Origin of the sequence: Aestuariibaculum sp. YM273 (assembly GCF_030908365.1) — a bacterium.
Taxonomy (GTDB): Bacteria; Bacteroidota; Bacteroidia; order Flavobacteriales; family Flavobacteriaceae; genus Aestuariibaculum; species Aestuariibaculum marinum.
The window spans coordinates 3,312,703-3,336,556 of sequence record NZ_CP133090.1 but is presented as its reverse complement, the minus strand read 5'-3'; the positions used below and the strand labels follow the sequence as shown (position 1 = coordinate 3,336,556).

Sequence of the window (23,854 nt, the reverse complement as noted above, 5' to 3'; positions counted from 1 at the left end):
TAATATTTACAAATTAATTGCTAATTAATGTAAATATTACATTTATAAGGATGTTTAACTTGTGGTTATCAAATAACTAACAAATAATCAAACTAAAACATCCTTAATTATGGAACAAAAAGATTTACATGTCATTTTGTTGTTAAAATGGACATTACTAACGACAATTTTAGCTCTTAGTATTAATGCGTTTTCACAAACTAATTTAGCATTATTAAACACAACAAACACCTCAACATCATTCGTTTCGGGATGGGAAAGTCTCGATGCTGTAAATGATAATAATCCAATATTAAGCTCGGAAGACCGCACCTATGCTGTCTATGGTAATTGGAATGGAGAAGGGGACTATGGCAAGTATAATTGGGTTGAATACTCTTGGAATTTTGCTCATACCATTTCTTCGGTATCCGTATATTGGTTTACAGATATGGGAGGTTTATTAATACCAAATGATGCTTATATAGAGTATTGGAATGGATTACAATGGGTAAGTGCAGGGGATTTACCAACTGTAGCAGACACTTTTAATACTTTAGAAAATTTAGATATTAATGCTAGTAAGATTAGGGTTAGTATGAAAAGCGACACCTCTACGGCCATTTTAGAATTTCAGGTTTTTGGAACAGAAACAACAAGTTGTGATCCAATAATGATTACACCTAAAATTAGTGTTAATTCAGAAACAGAAGAGGAAATAAATTATACTGTTATTGAGGGAACAGATACAGTAGAGTTAATCCCTGAATTACCTTTAGGAACCTCTGGAGGAAATATGTTATGGTCAGGACCTGATAATTTTTCGGCAGCATCGCAAACGATAACGTTATCTAGCCTATCAAGGGAAAGTTCAGGAACCTATACTTATACATATGTAAATGGTTGTGGTTCAGTGACAACACAAGATTTTATTATAACAGTTCAAGAAACTACCTCAGCCTTTAATGAGTGGCCAGCTTACGATCATGAGACGCTTTATTATGATTGGAGTGCAGAATATCCCAGTTTTCCGGAACCAACAAAAAATTTGATGATTGATTATCCTGGTTATAGTGGCTGTAATGAAGATTGGAGAGAAAATTATGGAAGTTGGACTTTTGTTGCTGGACCTACTCCTAATCCGGAAATTACACCTTTAGCGGTAACAAATATGTTGGAACGGGTAGATGCTGATTTTAGATTTTTAAGAGATAATATGGGATGGCCTCCTGATAAGTTACACCAGAATGGTTATCGCAGTATGATTTATTTATTGGGCTCAGGTTTATGCAATGATAATATGGGGCAGTATGATCCGGGAGGATGGATGGGAACCATTGGTACTCAAGATGGTGAAGTATGGCATAACGTCATATTGTCTTATGTACCTGTTAAGGCTTTTGATCCTGCTACACCCGATCCATATCAAACAGGTGCTGTAGTTCATGAGGGAATTCATGCCCTTTATGCGGCCCTACCAGGATGTAGAGATGCAGCTTGGTTTCATGAGGGATCCAATGTATGGCTGCAAATGGTTTTAGAAATTGAAAAGGCGGGAGGTCAATTAAGTTCTTATGAAGCTTCGGACTTAGGGTGGCTAAGTTCTCCCAGTGTATTTTCACCGTTTACGCCAATTGAAACCTATGGAGGCTGGCTAACAGACGGTACTTTTGCAGGACCAGCAGCACAAGGTTTGGTTAGATCTGATGGAACTTTAAGAACTAGAAATTTGTTTGGGGGTATGCAATACAGCACAATTTTTCCAACATTTTTAGGAGAAATTGTTAATATTAAAAGTTTACCATGGGTATGGAAATATGCCATAGGTCACGTTTTAGAGGGAATTGCCGAAGGTAGTGATGGAGCTCCAGGGTTAGGAGATTTCAAAACACGTCAACTAATTCAGGAATATAGAGCGCGATTGGCATTGTCCGATTTTAAACGATTTACGAAGCCGCTTAAGAACATGTATAACGATTGGTTTCAAACAAGAATATATGCGGAGCATACAGATACTTCAGTGCCAGAACCAGTTGATGATTGGTACGCAACACCATATGCTGAAATGACCTTAGATAATGAAGGGTATCTAATTCCTAATCCTTTAACACTTCCAGGATGGTCTGGTGCAAACTTTATTCCAATCCATGTAACAGGAAATTCGGCTACAGTCACCTTCGAGCCATTAGGTAGAAATATGTCAATACAACTATGCTACCGTACAAAAGAAGGTGCTACATTTTATAGTCAGCCAGTTTACGCTGGAGATTGCACTATTTCTTTTGATCAAGGTGCACCGGCAAACGGTGTCATTTTTGCTGTAGTTTGTAATACAGATTATGTTTATAGTGAAGAAGCAAGAACTAACAAATTTAATTATAAATTAAAATTAGGCACAGGAGCAATTCAAGCGGCTAGCACTGACTTAAGATGGTTTAACTGGGAGGAAACTATAGTTGATAATTCTTTGTCTACAAACAAAGGTGTGTCAATCCTTTCAAGGTTTGATCTGTATCCAAATCCAACTGAAAAATCAGGTTTTTTCAATATTAAATTTAAAACTGAAACGTCTTCAAATTTTGATGTGCAAATATCAAATATAAATGGACAATCAATTTATGTAAAAGAGAATTGTAACATATCAGAGCAAATATCTACCTCTAATTTATCCAAGGGAATTTACTTTGTAACCATTAAAACGAATGATTATCAGGAAACTAAAAAGTTAATTGTAAAATAGTCTATTTTTTATTTGAATTAATGTTAAGTGCTTGACAATTGTTATTGGTCAAGCACTTTTTTATGAAAGACTGTTAATTTTTACAAATTATAAGATAATTAATAGCATCTGTGTAATTAAAAGGATTGATAAATTAGATGTTTAACAAATTAACCATTTATGTTCGAGTCTGGTTTTATTCTAAATACAATACATTATGATAAAATTTAGGTTATTTCTGTTTTTAATAATTATACTACATATTAGTACAGATATTTTAAATAGCCAAAATAGTGAGTCTCAAATAAGAGTTGAATTTAATGGCTTTGGTATCGTGGAAATTTCTTCTAAAAACGATGTTCATAAAGCGAATGTGGTAAAGCGAGGCTCTGTATTTGGAATGGCTGCAGTTGAATATAAAATCGGGGAAGAAGGTGATTGGTTAGGTATTTATACAGGAGAAACAAAATTTAAAAAAGATCAGAAAAAATATGTTTATACCGATTATATTGAAGGTATGCCCATAAAAATGGCACGAACGTTTACGGTTGATGAAACGGGAATAGACTGGGATATTACGGTTGAGAATAAAAGTAAATATTCAATTGAAATTGGGAATTTTGCTATTCCATTACCTTGGAATAAACCGGTAGGCGAAAATCCTGAGTATGTTTTTGAACAAGGTTTTGTTGAGCATCAACATATCGCAGAAAATGGATCATTTATATATTTTACAAAACCTTCAGGAGAACCACCTTTTCTGGTTTTAATGACTAAGCCTCAAACTAAATTCGAATACTTTAAAACAAGTAATAATACTTATAAAGCCTATGTGCATTCTAAATTAGAAGCTACTCGGGATCAAGAAGGTACCTGGAGGTTAGAAAATACCGGTGCGACATTAAATCCAGAAGGTGAATCTAATGATCAAGTAACGTATAGTTTTAGAATGGAATGGGCAAACAGTTATGATCATTTAAGAGATATTCTTTATAATAATAACATATTAGATACGCGCATTGTTCCGGGGATGACTTTGCCTCAGGGATTGAAAGCTAAAATAGCTTTAAGAAGCAAAAACAGAATAGATTCTATTGTAGCTGAATTCCCTTTAGAAACAGAAATTATTCAGTTAAAATCGGATAAAAAAGACACTAATATTTTTGAGGTTTCTTTCAGTAAATTAGGAGAAAATATGATTTCGGTGTATTATAATAAAACCGAGAAAACCGTACTGGAATTCTTTTCAACTTTACCTATTAAAGATTTAATTAACGAAAGAAGTCGGTTTTTAGTAGACAAACAACAACATAAGGATACAACAAAATGGTATAACGGACTCTATTCGGTTTGGGATATGAAAAACGAAGTGCTTCGTGGTCCTGATAATACAGATGGATTCGACCATTGGTGGGGTTATGTTTTAGCTTCGGATGATCCGGCTTTATGCAAAGCTCCTTTTTTGGCTGCTAAAAATGTATTTTTTCCAAATGATAAGGAAATAGAATCGATAGAGTATTATCTTAAAAATTTTGTTTGGGGTGGTTTACAACGAACCGATAAAGAATTTCCCAACCCTTATGGTATTTACGGAACACCAAATTGGTATGTATGTAGAGATGACAAACTGAGAGCCGGAGTAGGAAGTAGAAATCTTGATAAAATGCATATCTGGAGATCTTACGATTACCCGCATATTTTTATGCTCTATTATCATATGTATCAGATTGCAAAGTTTTACCCTGAAAGGGTGTCTTACCTCGATGCCGATGGCTATTTAGAACGAGCTTTCCAAACGGCCAAAGGGTATTTTAATTATACATATGATATTCTACCTTGGTATGAAACTTATAAGTGGGGGTGTTATAATGAATTAGTGTTAATTCCTCTTATAGATACTTTAGAAGAACATGGCCGTCAAAATGATGCCGATTATTTAAGGAGTGAGTGGGAAAAAAAGGTAAAGTATTTTGTTTATGATGACAAGTATCCTTTTCGTTCGGAATACAGTTTTGATAGAACAGCATTCGAATCCAGTTACGCCTTTGCCAAGTACGGGGCAACAACTAAAATGAAATCGGATACTAATCTTTGGTATGATAAAAAACTAGAAAAATGGTATTCACATCCAAAAGTGAGTACAACCGATAGTCGTGAGTTTATGGAACGTCAATTAATGGCAGGATTGGCAGTTCGAGGTTGGATAAATAATTCTTATTATTTCTTGGGCTCGGATGATACCTTAAGTTATATGGCTCGCATGGGAGGCTGGGGTATTTTAGATTACGCTTTGGAGTTCTCTGAGTCACCATGGGATTGGTTACAATTAGGGTATGCTTCATATCTTAGTTCGTTTGCGTTGTTTAATGTGGGAACCGAAGATTCAAACTTTGGTTATTGGTTTGCAGGAAAGGAAAATAATGGTGCTATGGGATGGGCTTTTAACCCTCAAAAAATCGGTAAAATTTGGCTTCAAGGTAGAGAGAGTCCTAGAGGACCATGGAATTATGATGGCGAGGCTGATTTAGGAAATGGTGCTATTTTTAGAACAGCTGCAACTATTTTGGCTGAGGATCCAACCTTTGGATGGATTACTTATGGTGGAACACATGAGCAAAAAGGGAATACCTTTTCAATAACTCCAAAGGATGGTGTTTTAAATAAGTTTTGGGTTGTTTCAAATGATATTAGAGTAGGTATGGTTTTAAATAGAGATGGCTTTGATTCGTCTGTCCCTATTACGTTTTCAAAATCAAAAAATGAAATTCAGTTAGAGGTTAATAATAAGGTAAAAACAGCTCATAGCACGGTATTTAAGTTGCTCGGTAATATGAATTGCTCGGTTTATTTTAACAATGAAATTGTTAAGCCCATAAAAGGGCAATATGTTTTACCTATTGAAAAATCTAATAATACTCTTAAGATTAAAATTGAGAATTAAAATAATTATTATGATTAAAAGAGGCTTGATTTTGATTTTTTTACTTGGAGGAATATTTGTTTGGTCACAACCTTACTCAGGAACTATTTTTATAGATCCTGATATTATAACTTCAAAGGATTCTTCTGCTTTTAAAAGTATTATTTATAAAGGAAAAGAATTTGTAAAAATGTATGATAGACGGATTGAAAATGTTACAAGTAACAATGCTTTTCAATTTGATATTATTTGGAAGGATGGTTTTAAATCTCTGGCACTGGTTAATTCGGAGTTTAATACGCCAGAAGCGGCTTTAAAGGAAGCTAAAAAATATAGTTATATAGTTGGACAGCTACCTCATTGTTTAAGGTTGTTTATTGATAAAATATTAATTCACAAAGGGGTTAAATTGTTTGGGGGTGGCAATAGATCTATATTAATACATACAGGGCAGGGTGCTTTGTATGAAAGGGATGGTATTTTAGAGGAGACACTTGTGCATGAGGCTTGCCATACGTCTTTAGATGAGGAGGTTTATAATTTGCCAGAATGGGAAACAAAGGCATCATCAGACAGAGAGTTTATCTCGACCTATGCAAAGGACAATCCATTAAGAGAAGATGTAGCCGAGAGTTTTCTGCCTTGGTTGATGGTAAGGTTTCGTTCCGATAGAATAACTAATAAAGATTTTTATAAAATATCAAACACGATTCCTAATAGATTGAAGTTTTTCGATGGGAAAGATTATAATTTATATCCTTTTCAAATTAATTCAGATAATTAAAAAATCACTTTAATTCCAGGGATAACTACTTAAACCTTTGAAATAAAATAACAATACGCTAAGATTACATTTAGAAAATAAACGCAACTAATGAAAAAAAACTTAATTAAATTATTCATCATACTTATTTGTTTGAATAAATCTTTTGCTCAGAAATTCAATTTAAATTCACCAGATAATAACCTTCAAATAAATGTTGAGGTATCTGATGGTATCACTTATAAAATATCATTAAATAATAAAGTAGTTATTGAAGAGGGGATTGCTTCAATGCACTTTTCTAAAGGAACAGATTTTGGTGTTAATCCCAAGGTCAAAAATCATTCAGTATTATTAAAATCTGAAGAGATATACCCAACAGTTCCTCATAAAAATGCAAAAATAAAGGATGAATACTCAGAGTTGAGTCTAAATTTTAAAGGAAACTACACTTTAAAATTTAGAGCCTATAACGACGGTGCAGCTTATCAATTTATCGACCAAAATAATACCGAGAGGCAAGTGATGTCAGAACAAATCGATATTACTTTTCCCGACAAAACAACTTCATTGTTTCCTCAGGAAGAATCCATGTATTCGCATAATGAACGCTTATATTTAGATAAAAGTTTAAATGAAATTTCATCTAATGAATTTTGTAGCTTGCCTGTTCTTTTTACTACAGGAGAAACCCGAGTATTATTTACAGAAACGGCCCTGCACGATTATCCAGGATTATTTTTAAAAGGGTCTAATAGTACTGTTTTAAAAGCGAAATTTCCAAACTTTGTTCTAGAAGCAATTGATAAAGATGGAAGGTCAGATCGTGTTCAGACTATAACAAAAGAAGCTAATTATATTGCGGAAACCACTGGAGGTAGAGACTTTCCCTGGCGTGTATTTATAATAACAAATGATGATAAAAAACTTGTAGAAAGTAATTTAACATATCAATTGTCTAAACCTGCAGCTATTAATAAAACCGATTGGATTAAACCCGGAAAAGTAGCTTGGGACTGGTACAACAACAATAATATTTATGGCGTAGATTTCGAATCTGGACTTAACACAGATACCTACAAGTATTATATAGATTTTGCTTCAAAAAATGGTATTGAATATGTTATACTTGATGAAGGCTGGACAAAATCAACTACAGATATCCTTCATTTCAATCCCGATATGGATATCAAGGAACTTATTCGTTATGGTGATGAAAAAGGAGTTGGTATTATTCTATGGGTACTCTGGAAACCTTTAGATGCGAATCTTAACGAGATTTTAGAAACCTATAAGGGGTGGGGAGCCAAAGGAATAAAGGTTGATTTTATGCAACGAAACGACCAGTATATGGTACATTCTTACGAGGAAATAGCTAAAGTTTGTGCTAAATTGGAGCTTTTAGTAGATTTTCATGGGGCTTTTAAGCCTGCTGGTTTAAGAAGGATGTATCCTAATGTACTAAATTATGAGGGCGTAAAAGGAAGTGAAAATAACAAGTGGAGTGATGAAATTACTCCAGAGCATAATGTAACATTACCTTTTATTAGAATGGTTGCTGGCCCAATGGATTATACGCCAGGAGCCATGATTAATAAACAAGAAATAAATTATTCTATAAGTTTTGATAGACCAATGAGTTTGGGAACTCGAGCTCATCAAGTTGCGATGTATGTGGTTTATGAAGCACCTCTTCAAATGATGTGCGAATCACCATCAAGATATTATGAAGAACAAGAAACAGTAGATTTTATTAAGCAAATTCCAACAATATGGGATGAAACCAAAGTGTTACAAGCTTCTGTTGGAAATTATATTACTGTGGCTAGAAAGAAAGATGAAAAGTGGTTCATTGGATCCATGACCGATTGGGATGAAAGAACTTTGAAAATTGATTTAGGATTTTTGGACACCGGTGAATATACTATTGAAATTTTTAAGGATGGTATGAATGCCAACAAATTTGCGGAAGACTACAAGAAGGAGTCTAAAACTGTAGATAACACCACTAAAATTAACGCTAAATTGGCAAAAGGAGGTGGATGGTCTGCCATAATTACTAAAAAATAAAAGAAATTATAAATGATGAAGTTTATAAAAACTACCAAAGCATTTACTACGTTTTTTTTCCTGACTATAACACAACTAAGTTTGGCGCAAATGCCAATACAAGTTGCAAGTCCAGATGGAGAGACTAAAACAATTATTAGCTTAGATGAAGGAAATTTATTTTATCAGGTTAGCTTAAAAGAAGAAACTTTTTTAGAGCCTTCAGCTTTAGGGGTAAAAACATCTTTAGGTGATTTTTATAAAGAACTTAGCTATGTTTCACATTCTACTAATCAAATTAAAACATCTTATAAGTTTAATAAAGGAAAAGCAAGCCATATAAATTATATCGCTAACGAAGTATCATGTCAATTTACAAACACCAATCAAGATACTCTTTATGTAATATTTAGGGTAAGTGATAATAATGTAGCGTTCTCCTACAGGATTAGGACAAAAGAAAGAAGTACAAATATAAAAGTCTTTGAAGAAATTACAGCTTTCAATATTCCTAATAATGCGACAACTTATATAACACCGCAAGCCCCACCAATGACTGGGTGGGAATTAACAAAGCCATCATATGAAGAGGTTTATACTTTTGGAGAAAGTATAAATAAACCTTCTCTTTATGGGCTAGGTTATACTTTTCCTGCGCTTTTTAAAGTAAACAAAACTGATGGATGGATATTGATTTCAGAAACGGGTGTTGATAGTAATTATCTTGGGGCGCGACTAGGAGAACCTACAAAGGATGGTGTATACAAAATAGAATTCCCACAGGAAGGTGAGAATAACGGTATTGGAGGGACTTTTGCAGTGCAAGCTATGCCTCTGCAAACACCTTGGAGGACTATTACCATGGGCAATACATTAAAACCCATTGTAGAATCAACGATAACATTTGATTTAGTTGAACCACTTTATCCTCCGTCAAAGGAGTATAAGATGGGACGAGCTTCATGGAGCTGGATTGTGTGGCAAGACCAAAGTATAAACTATGAAGACCAGGTAAAATATATTGATTTAGCCTCGGCATTAAAACTGGAATATGTGCTTATCGATAATTGGTGGGATAGAGGCATCGGAAAAGAAAGGATGCCCCAATTAATTGAGTATGCTAACTCTAAAGGTGTTGATGTTTTACTTTGGTATAATTCTAATGGATACTGGAATAATGCACCTCAAACACCTCAAGATAAAATGGATAGTGCTCCCGCCAGGCAAAGAGAAATGGCTTGGTTGGAATCTATAGGAGTTAAAGGTTTAAAAGTTGACTTTTTTGGGGGGGATAAACAAAACACTATAAAGCTATATGAAGATATATTAACCGACGCGAATAAATATGGTTTAGCCATTACATTTCACGGTTGTACATTACCAAGAGGCTGGGAGAAAATGTATCCTAACTACGTTACCTCTGAAGCTGTAAAAGCATCAGAAATGCTTTATTTCGATCAGCTATATGCAGATGATTATGCTAAAAATGCAACGATATTCCCTTTTACAAGAAATGTTGTAGGAGCTATGGATTTTGCTCCGGTGTTTTTTAATAAAAGGCTTGGTAGAGATGAAACCTATGGGACAACCAGAAGAACAACCGATGCTTTTGAAGTTGCTACTTCTGTATTATTTCTATCGCCAATTCAACACTTTGGTATTACCCCTAATAATTTAGAAGAACAGCCCAAGTATGTTTTAGATTTTATTAGTCAAGTTCCAACGGTATGGGACGAAACAATCTATATTGGAGGAGAGCCTGGTGATTATTGTGCTTTAGCCAGAAGAAAGGGGAGTAAATGGTATGTAGCTGTTGTAAATGGTAAAAAAGAAGCTCGCAAAATAGAATTAGATTTACCAATGCTAAATAATAGCAAAGCATCTATGATTTACGATAATGAAGATAGAACTGCTGGGTATAAAAATGTTGAAATCTCAAAAACAGGTAAAATGACTATTCAAGTTTTATCAGAGGGCGGAGTCGTTATATTTAATTAAAAAAATGAAACTAAGAACTATTATTTTAATTGTGTTTTGTTGGTTTAGCAAAGTAATTTATTCACAAAACAATCAACAGAAAAAGGAACTTTATTTACCCGAAAAAATATGGAAAATTCCAGAAAGAAATAATTTTCAAGAAGCAAGTAGTGAATATAGCTTTAATCGAATGATAGAATCCGAAAATATAGCTATGTTTTGGCATAAAGAATATGGGGCTAACCCAATGGATAATACGGATGAAACTAGAAGATTCAATCCTAAAAAAGCCATTTTGGAATGTGAACGTTTTTATAATTTCTATGTAGATAGTTTAAAACTTGTTCTTAAAGGTAAGTCTCTAACAGATAAGTATAAATTGCTAATTTTTGTTATTGGAGGAGAGGAAGGTACTGCATTTGGTGGAGGATCAGAGGATGTGGGAGTGTTGTGGACCCCGGCTGTAAGAATAAACAAAAGTCCTTATGGAGCATTGGCTCATGAAATAGGTCATTCTTTTCAATACCTTAGTAGAAGAGACAGCAAATCTGGTCCGAATGGCCCAGTTATGGAAATGTCTGCCCAATATATGTTATGGCAAGTATATCCTGATTGGCTTACTTTCGAAAATTATCATTTAAAAGGATTTTTAGAAGGTACTCATTACGCGTTTTTGCATCCAAAAAATATGTATCATTCGCCTTTTGTTTTGGAGTATTGGTCATATAAACGTGGAATTGATTTTTGGGGAGAATTGAGTAGAAATACCCAAGAAGGAGAAGATGTTGTAGAGACCTATAAAAAATTGTATAAGCTTAATCAGGACGAATTTAATGATGAAATGTTTGATGCTTCTAGAAGGTTTATAACATGGGATTTACCTAGAATAGATAGTTTGGCAGGACCTTATAGAAATATGCATAAAACTAAACTAACTGAAACAGGGGATGGATGGTATAAGGTAGACTCTACCAACTGTCCACAAAATTATGGCTATAATGCTATTAAATTAAAGGTTCCGAAGTACGGACAAACAATTAGGTTAGATTTTAAGGGCATAGTTAGGTCTAAGGAGTATAAAAATAGGAATGCTGAATTTGCAGGTTGGCGTTATGGTTTTGTCGCATATTTAAACAATGGGAATAGGGTTTATAGTAAAATATATAAAGACCCGCAAGGTAGGGTTAAATTCAAAATCCCTGAAAATACAGAATACTTATGGTTCACCGTTACAGGTGCACCTAGAAAACATATTTCTTTAGTTTTAAAAAGAGGAATTGAACCTTTAGTGGAGCAGTGGCCCTATAAGTTTCGTTTAAGTGGGACTTTTGTAGGTAATTAGATGGTTTCGAATTTCTTAGGAATTAAAATCTCTTATCAATTCTGATAGGAGATTTTTTTTAAGGTTTATACATGTTTTAGCTTTTAAGTCTTAGAATTGTATGTTATTTCTTTAAAATCAAACCTATTTTGTTCTACTTTTTAATATTATTAAAAAAAGGGGTTAAGATAGTATTAGTTTCTGCTAATTATAATACAGGTATAAATAAATAAGATTCTAATTTTACAAAAGAACATAAAGTTTATTTGATGGGCTTAATTTCATGTCAATTTTATGTTATTAAAAAAACAACAAACAACAAACAACAAACAACAAACAACAAACAACAAACAACAAACAACAAACTATAATCAATTAATAACTATTAAATCAAAATTATGAAAGACCTCTACGTAAATAATTTGGCATTGCTCTTTTTAAGTTGTAATGTTTTGAATCTGTATCAGGCTAATTTTAGGTAATTTATTCTTAAGTAGCTAATCCTTCTTAATCTTCATCGGAGTTAAGATCTGTTCCTAATGGATATATTCTTTTATCTAACGGGCTTGTCCCGGTATACTTTCTTTTGTTTTGCTTTAGTGTAATAGTATTACCTATTTGTAAATATATTATGATTATATGTATTATTATCTTTTTTTGAGATAATATAAAATTAGTATGATGTAAATTTCATAATTAACAAAAAATTCAAAAAAATATGAAATTTTATAAAAAATGTTAAAAAAAATATGACAAAACGAACTCTACATAACAATTGTTTCAAATTTAAATTGGAAGTAAACCTAGAAAATCAAAATTTATGAAAAATATGAACTATTTCCTCTTAAGAGGAGTTCCAAAACAAGAGAATTTATTCTTTAAGAGAATAATGTTTCTTTTTGTCCTTGTTTTTGGATTGGTTGTTCATGCGCAATCAAAAATAATAACAGGAAAGGTGGTTGATTCAGAAGGCATTCCTTCTCCTGGGGCGACAATAATGGTAAAAGGTACCGATCGTGGTGTTTCAACGGATTTTGATGGTAATTATTCTATTGAAGCATCGGCCAATGAAACTTTAGTAATTTCTTTTATGGGGTTTAAAACTCAGGAAATTCAAATAAAATCAAAAACAGAGATAAATATTACCCTTGAACCTAATCAGGAAACTTTAGAAGATGTTGTTATTGTTGCTTTCGGAAAGGCTCAAAAGCAAGAGTCTGTGGTAGGTGCTGTCTCCAAGATTGGAGGGGATAAATTAATGTCTGTTAGGATGGGGAGTAGTATAGAGAATAGTTTGCAGGGACGATTACCTGGTTTAACGGTTATTCAAACGGATCCAACTCCAGGGGAAGAGGCTATTGGAGGCTACTATGCGGCTTCACCAATTCAAATGTCTATTCGTGGTAATTCCTCAATGGGAAATAATACCCCGTTATTTATTGTTGATGGAGTTGAAAGAACATTTTCTAATTTAGACCCAAATGATATTGAATCCATCTCGATTCTTAAAGATGCATCAGCAACAGCTGTTTATGGTGTTAAAGGTGCTAATGGTGTAATTATTGTTACTACTAAACGCGGTAGAAAGGGATCTATTGAACTTGATTTTTCGAGTAGTTTCTCTATGAAGGAGGCTGCTATTCTTCCTGAGTATATGAATGCTTATGAAACCATGTCTTTAAGAAATGAAGCTTATGCAAATGATGGAATGTGGAATTTAATGATTCCGGATGATATTCTAGAGCATTATAGAACTCAAGATTTACCGTATTTGTATTCAGATTTTGATTGGATGGATTATTATTTTAAGCCAGCTTTCGATCAAACATATAATTTAAATGCCAGAGGCGGTAATAGCTTTGTACAGTACTATGCATCAATCGGGTTTTTAAAGGAGGGTGATATTTGGAGTGTAGGAGATAAATTTCCATATGATTACGATAGTCAAAACGCACACTATGGTAGTACCCGTTATAACTTTAAAAATAACTTAGATTTTAATATTTCGAAAACGTCGAAGTTTACGGTTAATCTCGGAGGAAATGTTAAAGCATGGGGTAAACCGGAAGATACTTTTACTCAGCCTATTTGGTATGAACCAGTTACTTCAATGCCTTTTTATCCAGAAGAAGCTTTGGAATTATACCCCGATAATACAATTCCTTATAATCAAACAGGAAGCAGACCATACATAAATCCAACACAAGGAGAGGTTGAGATGAACTGGTTGGGAGCTCAAGGGTTTAATAGATTTAAAGCAAATGAGTTAAATGTTGACTTAAAGTTTGATCAAAAACTAGATTTTATTACTGAAGGCTTGTCAACTAATTTGTTATACTCTTATAATTCTAATGTAATTTATCGAAAAAATTATTGGTTACCTCAATATTTTGGATACTATTTAGATCCTAATACGCAGGAATGGTCGAGATATGATAATGGAGGAGGAGAAGATTTAGATACACCGCAACCGGTACTTCAGGTAAATGCTGCAGAAAATATTTTTCAAGGAACAAAAAGTCATTATTTACAATACACCCTAGGTTACAATAGAACCTTTGGTAAACATAGTGTTTCTGGTTTAGGACTTTTTAGTCGAAGACAAGCAAAATATTTCTTAGCAGAATTTCCACATTACGAAGAAAACTGGGTAGGAAGTGGTAGTTATAGTTATGACGACCGTTATTTTTTCGAGGCGAGCGTAGCTCATACGGGATCGGAAAAATTTGCACCAGGGTTAAGATTTGGTACTTTCCCTGCAGGAGGTGTTGGCTGGGTTTTATCTAACGAAAAATTCTTTGGCAATCTTAAGGAATCTATCAACATGTTAAAAGTTAAATACTCTTACGGGGTTGTTGGTAGTGATGCAGGAATTGATAGATGGTTATACTTATCTGAATATAACCAAGAAGGTGGAACGGCTTTTGGTTACCCTTTACAAGGTTACGGATATATCAATGAAGGTGCGTTACCAATTACCGATGCTACATGGGAGAAAGCTTATAAGCAAAATTTAGGTTTTGAATTAGGGTTCTTTAATAGTTTAATTACGCTTAACGTTGATCTGTTTGATGAAAGACGTGAAGATATGCTACAATCCAGACAACGTGTACCTTCTTGGGCAGGTGTTCCAGCAATTCAGGCTAATATTGGATCATCTAAAAGTCATGGGGTTGAAATAGAATTAGGATTGAACAAATTTTTTGATGATGGCTCTTACATTACATTTAAAGGTAATTTATCAGCTTCAGAAAACAGAATGGTTTATTACGATGAGTCTGATAATATTCCTTTTAATTTAAAAGCAGAAGGCAAACCAGTTGATATTGCTAGACGTATGGGATCTTATACACCAGCAACAGGGATTGTAACTCAAGGGTTTTATCAGAATTTTGATGAATTATTCTTGTATCCAACAGTTGGAGGAGGAAACCCAATAGTAGGAGATTTTAAATTCTTGGATTTTAATGGAGATGGTATTGTCGATTCTCAGGATAGAGTTGTAGCGGAAAGCCCTTCTATACCTAATGTAACCTGGAATGGTGTTATAGGTGGAGCCTATAGAAATTTATCTTTAGAATTAAATTTTTATGGAATTAGTAGTGTGCAGACGCCTATGAGACAAGGTGGAATGTTCTTCTTGTATCCTTTCACAGAAAATAAAGATAATGCTTATACAGCTCACGCCAATCACTGGACACCTACCAATACTAATCCAGAATTTCCAGCAGTACATGCGCAGGCAACAAGCCAGTACAACTACCAAATTAGTGACTTCTCAATGGTTGAAGGCCAATATATTCGTTTGCGTAGTGCAAACCTTAGATATGCAATTCAATCAGAAGCGCTTAAAAAGTCACTTGGGATTAAAAACCTTGAGGTAGGTCTAATAGGAACTAACCTTTGGACGTGGAGAAAACGTAAGTGGGGAGGAGATCCAGAAGGAGGAAATTATGGAGTAGATTTTGGAGCTTACCCTCAAATGAAACGATACACTTTAGAACTACGCGCAAGATTCTAACAAAAAATGAGAAACATGAAAAAAGCTTTAAATTTTTTATCAATAATATTAGGTCTGTCTACTGCGATTAGTTTTACTAGTTGTGAAGATTACTTAGATAAAGTTCAAGATTCTTCTGGTCTAACCGAGCAAGATATATTAGAAGATTATTTTAAGTTCAGACAATATGAAGATGGAGTATACCAACATTTGCAGAATTATATAGGAGCAGGGGATTATAGTTATATAGCTGCTTTAGGAGATGAAGGTTATGTAAATTCTATAAACTGGGAAACGATGCCAATAGCTCAAAGTGGAGATTGGCTTAGAGCCTATGATACAGGGCAGGCACTACAGTTTTATGGAGTGTGGAATGCATGGTCTAGTATTCGTCGAGCAAATCGAGTAATTGAATTGTTACCCCAGTTGCAAAATGCAACTCAGGAGGAGATGGATGAATTAAAAGGGCAGGCTCATTTTATGAGAGCTTGGTATTATTATGAGTTTTTAAAACGTCAAGGAGGAATGCCATATATAACAGAGTCTTTTGACGCCTCAGATAATTTTGCAATACCAAGGTTAACCTATGAAGAAACGGCACTTAAGATTGCTGCAGATTGTGATTCAGCAGCGGTATTGTTGCCAACTAGATGGGATATTCAAAATTTAGGACGTCCAGAGAAAGGTGCTGCAATGGCACTTAAGGCTTCTGCTTTATTGTTTAATGCGAGTCCATCAAATAATTCAAATAACGATACATCTAAATGGGAATTGGCAGCACAGGCATCATGGGATTTGTTATCAGAATTAGGGCCGTTTGGAAATGGCAGATATAGATTAATGCAATCAAATGGAACAGATCAGGTGACTTATAAAATACCAACTGCAGATTCAGAGCGATATGAGACTATAGAGTATGCTAGTGGCTTTGATAGTATTTTTATGTATCGTCCATATCATGATGAAATTATCTGGGAAAATTATGCGTCCGTTGGAGATGGCGGAGGTGCTTACCGCGTTTTAACAACACGAAGTATAGAAGGGAATAATGTTACTCAAGGGTTTACACCTTCTGCAACCTTTGTAGATAGATTCGAAACTTTAAATGGTTTAGATATATCTGATGATCCAGATTTTGATGAGCAAAATCCATTTGTTAATAGAGATCCAAGGTTTTACCATTCCATTCTTTTTAATGGAGAACGATGGACAAGTCAATCTGGAAAATATCTAGAACTTTTTGAAGGAGGAGCGGAAAGAAATAGTCAACCAGGGGATGCTCATTTGGGATACATGGCTAGAAAGTTTTGGGGGAAAAACGTAGATCAATGGTCAGGGACAGCTGCGCCTCAAACACATGTTATATATTTCAGGTTAGCTGACATTCTTTTACAATATGCTGAAGCAGCAAATGAAATAGGAGGACCAAATCATTCTATAGCAGGTGCTAATTTAACTTCGGTAGAAGCAGTAAATATGGTTAGAGCCCGAGTTAATATGCCGCCTGTTAATGCGACATATTTAACAAATAGAGAAACTTTTAGAGAACGAATTAAAAATGAACGAGCAGTAGAACTGTTTTTAGAAGGTAAACGTTTATTTGACCTTTCAAGATGGGGAGATGCTCATAAGGCTGAATTTAGAGAGTTTATAGCAGATGATTTTACTTTAGACCCATCGTACCCTACTGGTTATAGAATCAATAGAAGTGCAGAGCCTTATTTTACGCGTTCGTTTACACAAAGACATTATAAGTGGCCAGTACCATTAACAGATGCCTTAATGTTTGATGAGTTTGAACAAAATCCAGGATGGTAATTTATTAATAACACGAAAAGAAGAACAATTATGTATAGAAAAATAACCGACATATTGATGTTTTTTACAGCCATTGGGATATTCTGTTCAACAACATTTTTATATGCCCAAGAGACAGAATCTTCTACAGCTGTTATATCAGGTACTGTAGTAAATAGTAACGGAGAACCTGTTTCAAATGTTTTTGTAAAATCGTTTGAGGCTAAAGGTAAAAGTATAACCAACAAAGAAGGAGGGTTTTCTCTAGAAGTTACATCTTTAGATATAGATAAAATAGTAATTGAAGAAGATGGATACCTTTTAAGTATTACAGAAACCAATTTTGGGGTTTTAGAAAATCCGACAATAGTTTTAACTAGTAGTAATTTTATGGAAAACGGAGTGGTGAGTTTACCTTACCAAAAGTTTTCAAATAATAGAAGTGTTTCGGCAACTTATACCATAACTGGAGATGAGCTGGCAACTTACCCTTCAGGTACTTTTCTGGAAACTCTTTCAGGCAGAATACCAGGTATGCAAGTTAATACTTTTAGTAATAATCCTGTAAATGAGTCGGTATTCGCAACCATTAGAGGTGAGGGAGTATCGTTTTACATTGATGGTATTTTAAGAGATCCTTCAGATTTAACTATATATGAAGTTGAGAGTGTTCAAGTCATTAAAGATTATGCGGGAAGATCGGCATTAGGGTTATCAGGTTTAGGACCGGTTGTGTGGATTACTACTAAAACAGGAACCAAGTATAAAAGAGATATTTCGATATCAACCGAGAGTGGTTTTAGTTCTCCAACAGCTAAACCAGAGTATTTAAATTCCTATAATTACGCAACATTATATAATGAAGCATTGGTTAACGACGGGTTAACTCCTCTTTATTCTTCTACAGCTCTTGCAGCCTACAGGGACAATACCGATCCATTGTATTATCCAAATGTAGATTACATGAATGATTATATTAGAAAATCGGGTGTTTACAGGAGAGCTAATATCAATTTTAGTGGAGGTGATGATAAAGTAAACTATTTTTCATTACTCGATTATGTAAGAACAACAGGTTTAGAAAAAATAGGAGAAGACACTTCTTCAGATCGTTACAAGGTTAGAGGTGGTGTTAATATTAAGTTAACCGATAAAATACAATTTAATGTAAATTTATCAGGAACGTATCAGGAGTTAGCATTTCCTAATCAAAATGGAGGAGCATCTCAGTTCAATATTTTTAACTATATCTCAAGTACCCCTCCAAATGCTCACGCTATAGCTTATGAAGGAAATTATATAGTAAGTAATGATTTCCCAACAAATATTGAAAATATTCTTTTCAGCGGATATGCAGAAGGATATAATCTTAACTCCCAGAACAATGCAACCTTAATGTTGGACTTAGGTGGAATTACTAAAGGTTTAACCTTTACAGGTACAGCAGCTTTCGATATTTACAGTAATGTAATAAACAATAAAGGGGGCACGGCAGCATTATATACTTTACTTCCTAATAATGTTTTACAATTGTATACAGATGAAGTTGTAGACCCTAATTTAACTACAGGTAACGATAGCTTTACAAGAAGTACTACAGCTTTACTTTCTTTAAACTATGACAGAATGTTTGGAAATCATGCGCTGACTTTAAACACATCATTTTATAATGGTTTAGTAGAGACTCGTAGGTTTGCAAATTATCAACCAGCAAAGAGAAAAGATTTAAGTTTTAGAGCTAATTATGCTTATAACGATAAATATGTTCTGCAAGTTGATCTTGCTTACTCGGGAAGTATGAAATTACCAGATGGTGACCGCTATAATGTATATCCAACTGCTGGCGCTGCATGGGTGTTAAGTAATGAGTCTTTTTTAAGTTCTAGTAAAACGGTCAATTATTTGAAACTTTTCACTTCTTATGGAGTTATGGGGAATGATAATTTTAGAACTGGGTTTAATACGTCTTACAACCCATATTACTTAGGAACAACACTTTGGCAAAACGTTGGTTCTTGGGCATCTGGAATTGAAGGAAATCAAGGAGCTTTTGTTAATGTTTATAATATTCAGCAAGAAGGAAGTACAGATTACGAATTGCCAAAAATAAGTAATTTAAATATTGGTTTACAAGGAGAATTATTTGATAAAGCATTGTCTTTCGAAGCTAATTATTATGCAAGAAGAAACTACAATCAAATATCTCAAAGAAGTTCATTAACACCTTCATTATTTGGAACAGGAGGTTTTTTACCATTAACCAATTATGGAGAAACCAAATACTGGGGTATAGATGGTTATTTACAATACCAAAATAGTGTTGGTGACTTTAACTATAGTCTAGGAGGAAATATTATGTACAACAGATCCAAATATATTGATGTTGATGAACCTGCCGCTTTAGAAGATTATCGAAAATTAGCAGGAACCGATACCGATATGTTTAGAGGATATGCCTCGGAAGGTTTGTATCAATCCGAAGACGAAATAACATCAAGAAATGTAACGCAAAGCTGGGGAGCTGTTCAACCTGGAGATATTCGTTATCAGGATTACAATAACGATGGGATTGTAGATGAAAAGGATATTCACGTTACAGGAGCACATGCACCAAGAATATACTATGGTTTAAATTTAAACTTAAAATATAAAGGTTTTGGTCTTTTTGTAGTAGGACAAGGTTTGGCTAATGGAGTTGCTAATTTAGGAGGTAATTATTTTATGGGAAGTAACCCCAGAGCTAATTATTCAGAAGTTATGTTAGACCGATACCCAGAAACCAATAGCATACCAAGATTAACAACACAATCTCAAAATAATTATCAAAATTCAACTTTTTGGTTGAGAGATGGGGCTTACTTTAGTATAAAGAATATTGAATTAAGTTATACGATGCCGAAAGCAATAGCCACTAATTTTATGTTACCAAATTTAAAGTTTTTTGCAAGGGCTAAAAATGTTGCTTCATTCTCTAAGTTTTCAAAATATGATATAGATCCGGAGAATACAAGTGCAGGGGTTAGTACATTCCCTATTTACAGAACATTTACACTAGGGGTATCATGCAAATTTTAATTAATAACATCAAGATTATGAAACATAAAATATTTTATTATTTAATATTCGGTATCTTCTTAACAGCCTGTGATATTGATCCATTACCAATACAGGATCAAACGACTGAAGATTTGTGGAGTCATTCAACATATGGAGAGGGAATTTTAGCCAATGCGTATGCAAATTTAAATGGAAGTTATCCTGTTAATATGGATTATTATACAGATAATGCGGTGCCTAATCAACCAGGAACAAATGCCTTAGCACTTGGTACTTGGGGGGTAGAGAACAGTCCTATAGGGAACTGGGAAACTAACTATAACATGATTAAGTACCTTAATCTCTATATAGAAAATGGAGAAGATTTAATTTATAGTGTATCCGATAAAGAGAGAGATTCCATTCTTAAATCAAATAGAATGGGAGAAGCATATTTCCTTAGAGCTTGGTACCAGGCCGATTTACTTAAAACTTATGGAGGTCAGGCAGAAGGTGAAAATGAATTTTTAGGTTTTCCAATCGTTACCACTGTTTTAAAGCAAGGAGATGATTTAGATTTACCTAGAGATACCTACGAAGCTTGTGCTCTGCAAATTGCTGCAGATTGCGATGTAGCTATTTCGCTTTTGCCTATGACATATAGTAATGGAACAGACCCTTACACGGGCTTAAATAATAGAGGAAGGGCTTCTGCTTTAGCTGCACATGCTTTAAAAGCTCGCGTATTTTTAAATGCGGCAAGTCCAGCTTATAGTAATTCTACTCAAGCGCAATGGGAAAGAGCTGCTACTGCAGCTTTTGAAGCTATTGAGGCGGCAGGCGGTTTAGCAGATTTAGAACCTTTCAACAATTTTAATGATGCTAATAGTTTCGATAATATTTGGATACAACCAACATTTAATGGTAATGGATTAGAGTCTTTATATTATCCGCCAACCTTATATGGATCAGGAACATGTAATCCATCTCAAAATTTGGTTGATATTTTCCCTACAGCAGATGGTTATCCATTGGAAGCAAGTAGTATTTATGATGAAGCAAACCCTTATAATAATAGAGACGAAAGGTTTTATAGATTTATATTTTACAATGGAGATAACTATAACGGAAGTATAATAAAAAGTTATGTTGGAGGAGATGATGCCCCTGGAGGGTTAACCCAACAGGGAACTAGAACAGGGTATTATATGAAAAAATTATTAAGTAGAAATGTTAGACTTAACCCTAATGATGCCACATCAGATATTAAGTTTTATGTTTACTTAGGTAAAACCGAGCTTTATCTTAATTTTGCTGAGGCAGCTAATGAAGCCTATGGTCCAACAGGGTCAGATTTAGGGTATTCAGCTTCAGATGTTATGGCAAGAATACGTTTAAGAGCTGGTATAGATTCAGATTTAGCAACGGCAGGAATTCAAGATCAATATTTGTTAGATCAGGCAAATGCAGGTACAGATGCATTTAGAGAGCTTATAAAGAACGACAGAAGAATAGAACTTTGTTTTGAAGGGTTTAGATTTTGGGATATTCGTAGATGGGAAGAGTCTTTAAATCATGTAGTTGAAGGAGTAAGAATAAATCGCGATTTAGTTAATGGAGATACGTATGACTATGTAACAGTGGAATCTCATACTTATCAAGATTATATGAAATATGCGCCGTTACCATTTTCACAAACATTGATAATGACTAATTTGAAACAAAATGCAGGCTGGTAACTTTTATTATAAAAGGATTTTAAAAATGAAACATATGAAAAAACTATTAATATTTTTAGTGCTAATTTCAGTATTAACAAGTTGTTATGATGATTTTAGGCTTGATAATGAGTTTTCTTCTGTAGCTTTCGCAAGCGCAGACGGAGGATCTGATGAACCAGGAGTATTATGGAGAACGGTTGTAAAAGGTGAAGGACTAAAACTGAATGCAGGTATTTATTTAGCAGGTATTTTGGACAATGGAAAGGAACGTTGGGCTGATTTTGAATTAGATCCTACACTTTTAGATGGTACAGGTTATACACTTCTTCCAAGTGATTATTACTCATTAAGTAATGCTAGTCGTTTCGTAATCCCAAAGGGAGAAATGGTTGGAACTGTAGAGGTAACCTTAGATTCAATAAACTTTTTAGAAGATCCATTAACATCACAAAGAACTTATGCTCTTCCTTTCAGACTGATGGAAACTTCTGAGGATAGTATTTTAAGTACACAAAGCACACAAATTTTGGTTGTTAAATACATGAATCAATATGAAGGGTTTTATAATCAAACCGGATCATTTCAAACATTATCTGCTGATGAGTCAGAGCTATTAAATTCAGGAGATATAGAAAATGTAATAACAGCTAGTACTATTGTTTTAGACTCTGTAGAGATGAATGGTTCAATGAATTTAGTCGGACCGGATTATAAAATTAAGATGCGCGTAAATGCTGATAATACAGTGTCTTTACAATACAGTCCAAATTTAAACGCCGATAATTCACCAAAGAATATTGCTTTAGATGCTACTGTAACTGCTCCTAATGCCTCTCCATGGGAAAACAAAGACGGTATAAAAGAAGGAGTAGATCCTACAGCATCAAATGATCGTGGTTCAAGTGGTTTGGCATTTGGTAACTGGCCTTTGTTTGATACTTGGGACTATGTTGAATATGATTTTGGAGGTGATTATTTAATAACAGAATCTAATATTTATTGGTTTGCAGATAGTGATCCAGGAGTTGGAGGGGTATCAAAACCGTATAATACGTATTTGCAGTATTGGGATTCGGAAAGTGAATCTTGGAATGTTTTATACAATAACAATGTTGTTAACGGTACTGAAGTTTCAGAAGCAAATTATTTTTTAGACGATGGAACATATACTTCAGAAAATCCAGCACCGGGGACTTTATTAAATCAATACAATACCACAACTTTTGATCCTGTTACAACAAGTAAAGTTAGAGTTTATTTTAAATCTGTTGACGCTTCGGGTATTTTAGAATGGAAAGTATGGGGTATTCAAGCTCCAAGTGGTTATGAATCTTCTCCAATTGGTTCTATTGTTGAAAATGGAGAAAACACGTATAATCCCGAAACCGGTGTTTTTACATTGAATTATTCGGTATATTATGCCTTAGAAGACTATCATACCAATGTAACAACTATTTTAGAATGGCGTAATAGAATTAGAGATGGTGTAAACGAATGGAGACGTTAGTGAATTTTGTAAATATGTATTCAACATATTAATTTGTAGAATAAAAATCCCAATGCAGGTCAATT

The 23,854-nt window shown here is 34.1% G+C and carries 11 protein-coding genes; all 11 read left to right on the top strand.

Going from position 1 to position 23,854, the window contains the following annotated elements; genetic code table 11:
• The first annotated feature begins 109 nt into the window (after positions 1 to 109).
• The 11 genes from RBH94_RS14290 to RBH94_RS14240 all read left to right on the top strand — a co-directional run bounded on the left by RBH94_RS14290 (position 110) and on the right by RBH94_RS14240 (position 23,789).
• Positions 110 to 2,719, top strand: coding sequence for a T9SS type A sorting domain-containing protein (locus RBH94_RS14290; RefSeq protein WP_307881518.1), 2,610 nt, complete (start codon positions 110 to 112; stop codon positions 2,717 to 2,719).
• A gap of 196 nt (positions 2,720 to 2,915) precedes the next feature.
• Positions 2,916 to 5,639, top strand: a complete 2,724-nt coding sequence (locus RBH94_RS14285; protein WP_307881517.1) for a DUF5695 domain-containing protein — start codon at positions 2,916 to 2,918, stop codon at positions 5,637 to 5,639.
• Between the two features lie 10 nt (positions 5,640 to 5,649).
• A complete protein-coding gene (locus RBH94_RS14280) occupies positions 5,650 to 6,402 on the top strand; it encodes a hypothetical protein (RefSeq protein ID WP_307881516.1) in 753 nt (250 codons plus the stop codon).
• A 90-nt stretch (positions 6,403 to 6,492) separates the two neighbouring features.
• Positions 6,493 to 8,451: a glycoside hydrolase family 97 protein gene (locus RBH94_RS14275; RefSeq protein WP_307881515.1), complete on the top strand. Its 1,959-nt coding sequence runs from the start codon at positions 6,493 to 6,495 to the stop codon at positions 8,449 to 8,451.
• A 12-nt stretch (positions 8,452 to 8,463) separates the two neighbouring features.
• Positions 8,464 to 10,428: a glycoside hydrolase family 97 protein gene (locus RBH94_RS14270; RefSeq protein ID WP_307881514.1), complete on the top strand. Its 1,965-nt coding sequence runs from the start codon at positions 8,464 to 8,466 to the stop codon at positions 10,426 to 10,428.
• Between the two features lie 4 nt (positions 10,429 to 10,432).
• On the top strand, positions 10,433 to 11,749 hold the full coding sequence (locus tag RBH94_RS14265) for a DUF6055 domain-containing protein (protein ID WP_307881513.1): 1,317 nt from the start codon (positions 10,433 to 10,435) through the stop codon (positions 11,747 to 11,749).
• Between the two features lie 799 nt (positions 11,750 to 12,548).
• Positions 12,549 to 15,749: a TonB-dependent receptor gene (locus tag RBH94_RS14260; RefSeq protein ID WP_307881512.1), complete on the top strand. Its 3,201-nt coding sequence runs from the start codon at positions 12,549 to 12,551 to the stop codon at positions 15,747 to 15,749.
• Positions 15,750 to 15,764: 15 nt separating this feature from the next.
• Entirely contained in the window at positions 15,765 to 17,546 is a 1,782-nt protein-coding gene (locus RBH94_RS14255; RefSeq protein ID WP_307881511.1) for a RagB/SusD family nutrient uptake outer membrane protein, read from the top strand.
• Between the two features lie 30 nt (positions 17,547 to 17,576).
• Entirely contained in the window at positions 17,577 to 20,600 is a 3,024-nt protein-coding gene (locus RBH94_RS14250) for a SusC/RagA family TonB-linked outer membrane protein (RefSeq protein WP_307881510.1), read from the top strand.
• Positions 20,601 to 20,617: 17 nt separating this feature from the next.
• Positions 20,618 to 22,300, top strand: coding sequence for a RagB/SusD family nutrient uptake outer membrane protein (locus RBH94_RS14245; RefSeq protein ID WP_307881509.1), 1,683 nt, complete (start codon positions 20,618 to 20,620; stop codon positions 22,298 to 22,300).
• A gap of 34 nt (positions 22,301 to 22,334) precedes the next feature.
• A complete protein-coding gene (locus RBH94_RS14240; protein ID WP_307881508.1) occupies positions 22,335 to 23,789 on the top strand; it encodes a DUF1735 domain-containing protein in 1,455 nt (484 codons plus the stop codon).
• The last annotated feature ends 65 nt before the right edge of the window (positions 23,790 to 23,854 follow it).

Excerpts from the sequence above, each read along its gene's own strand:
- RBH94_RS14290 (WP_307881518.1), top strand. The coding sequence starts at position 110 with ATGGAACAAAAAGATTTACATGTCATTTTGTTGTTAAAATGGACATTA.
- RBH94_RS14285 (WP_307881517.1), top strand. The coding sequence starts at position 2,916 with ATGATAAAATTTAGGTTATTTCTGTTTTTAATAATTATACTACATATT.
- RBH94_RS14280 (WP_307881516.1), top strand. The coding sequence starts at position 5,650 with ATGATTAAAAGAGGCTTGATTTTGATTTTTTTACTTGGAGGAATATTT.
- RBH94_RS14275 (WP_307881515.1), top strand. The coding sequence starts at position 6,493 with ATGAAAAAAAACTTAATTAAATTATTCATCATACTTATTTGTTTGAAT.
- RBH94_RS14270 (WP_307881514.1), top strand. The coding sequence starts at position 8,464 with ATGATGAAGTTTATAAAAACTACCAAAGCATTTACTACGTTTTTTTTC.
- RBH94_RS14265 (WP_307881513.1), top strand. The coding sequence starts at position 10,433 with ATGAAACTAAGAACTATTATTTTAATTGTGTTTTGTTGGTTTAGCAAA.
- RBH94_RS14260 (WP_307881512.1), top strand. The coding sequence starts at position 12,549 with ATGAAAAATATGAACTATTTCCTCTTAAGAGGAGTTCCAAAACAAGAG.
- RBH94_RS14255 (WP_307881511.1), top strand. The coding sequence starts at position 15,765 with ATGAAAAAAGCTTTAAATTTTTTATCAATAATATTAGGTCTGTCTACT.
- RBH94_RS14250 (WP_307881510.1), top strand. The coding sequence starts at position 17,577 with ATGTATAGAAAAATAACCGACATATTGATGTTTTTTACAGCCATTGGG.
- RBH94_RS14245 (WP_307881509.1), top strand. The coding sequence starts at position 20,618 with ATGAAACATAAAATATTTTATTATTTAATATTCGGTATCTTCTTAACA.
- RBH94_RS14240 (WP_307881508.1), top strand. The coding sequence starts at position 22,335 with ATGAAAAAACTATTAATATTTTTAGTGCTAATTTCAGTATTAACAAGT.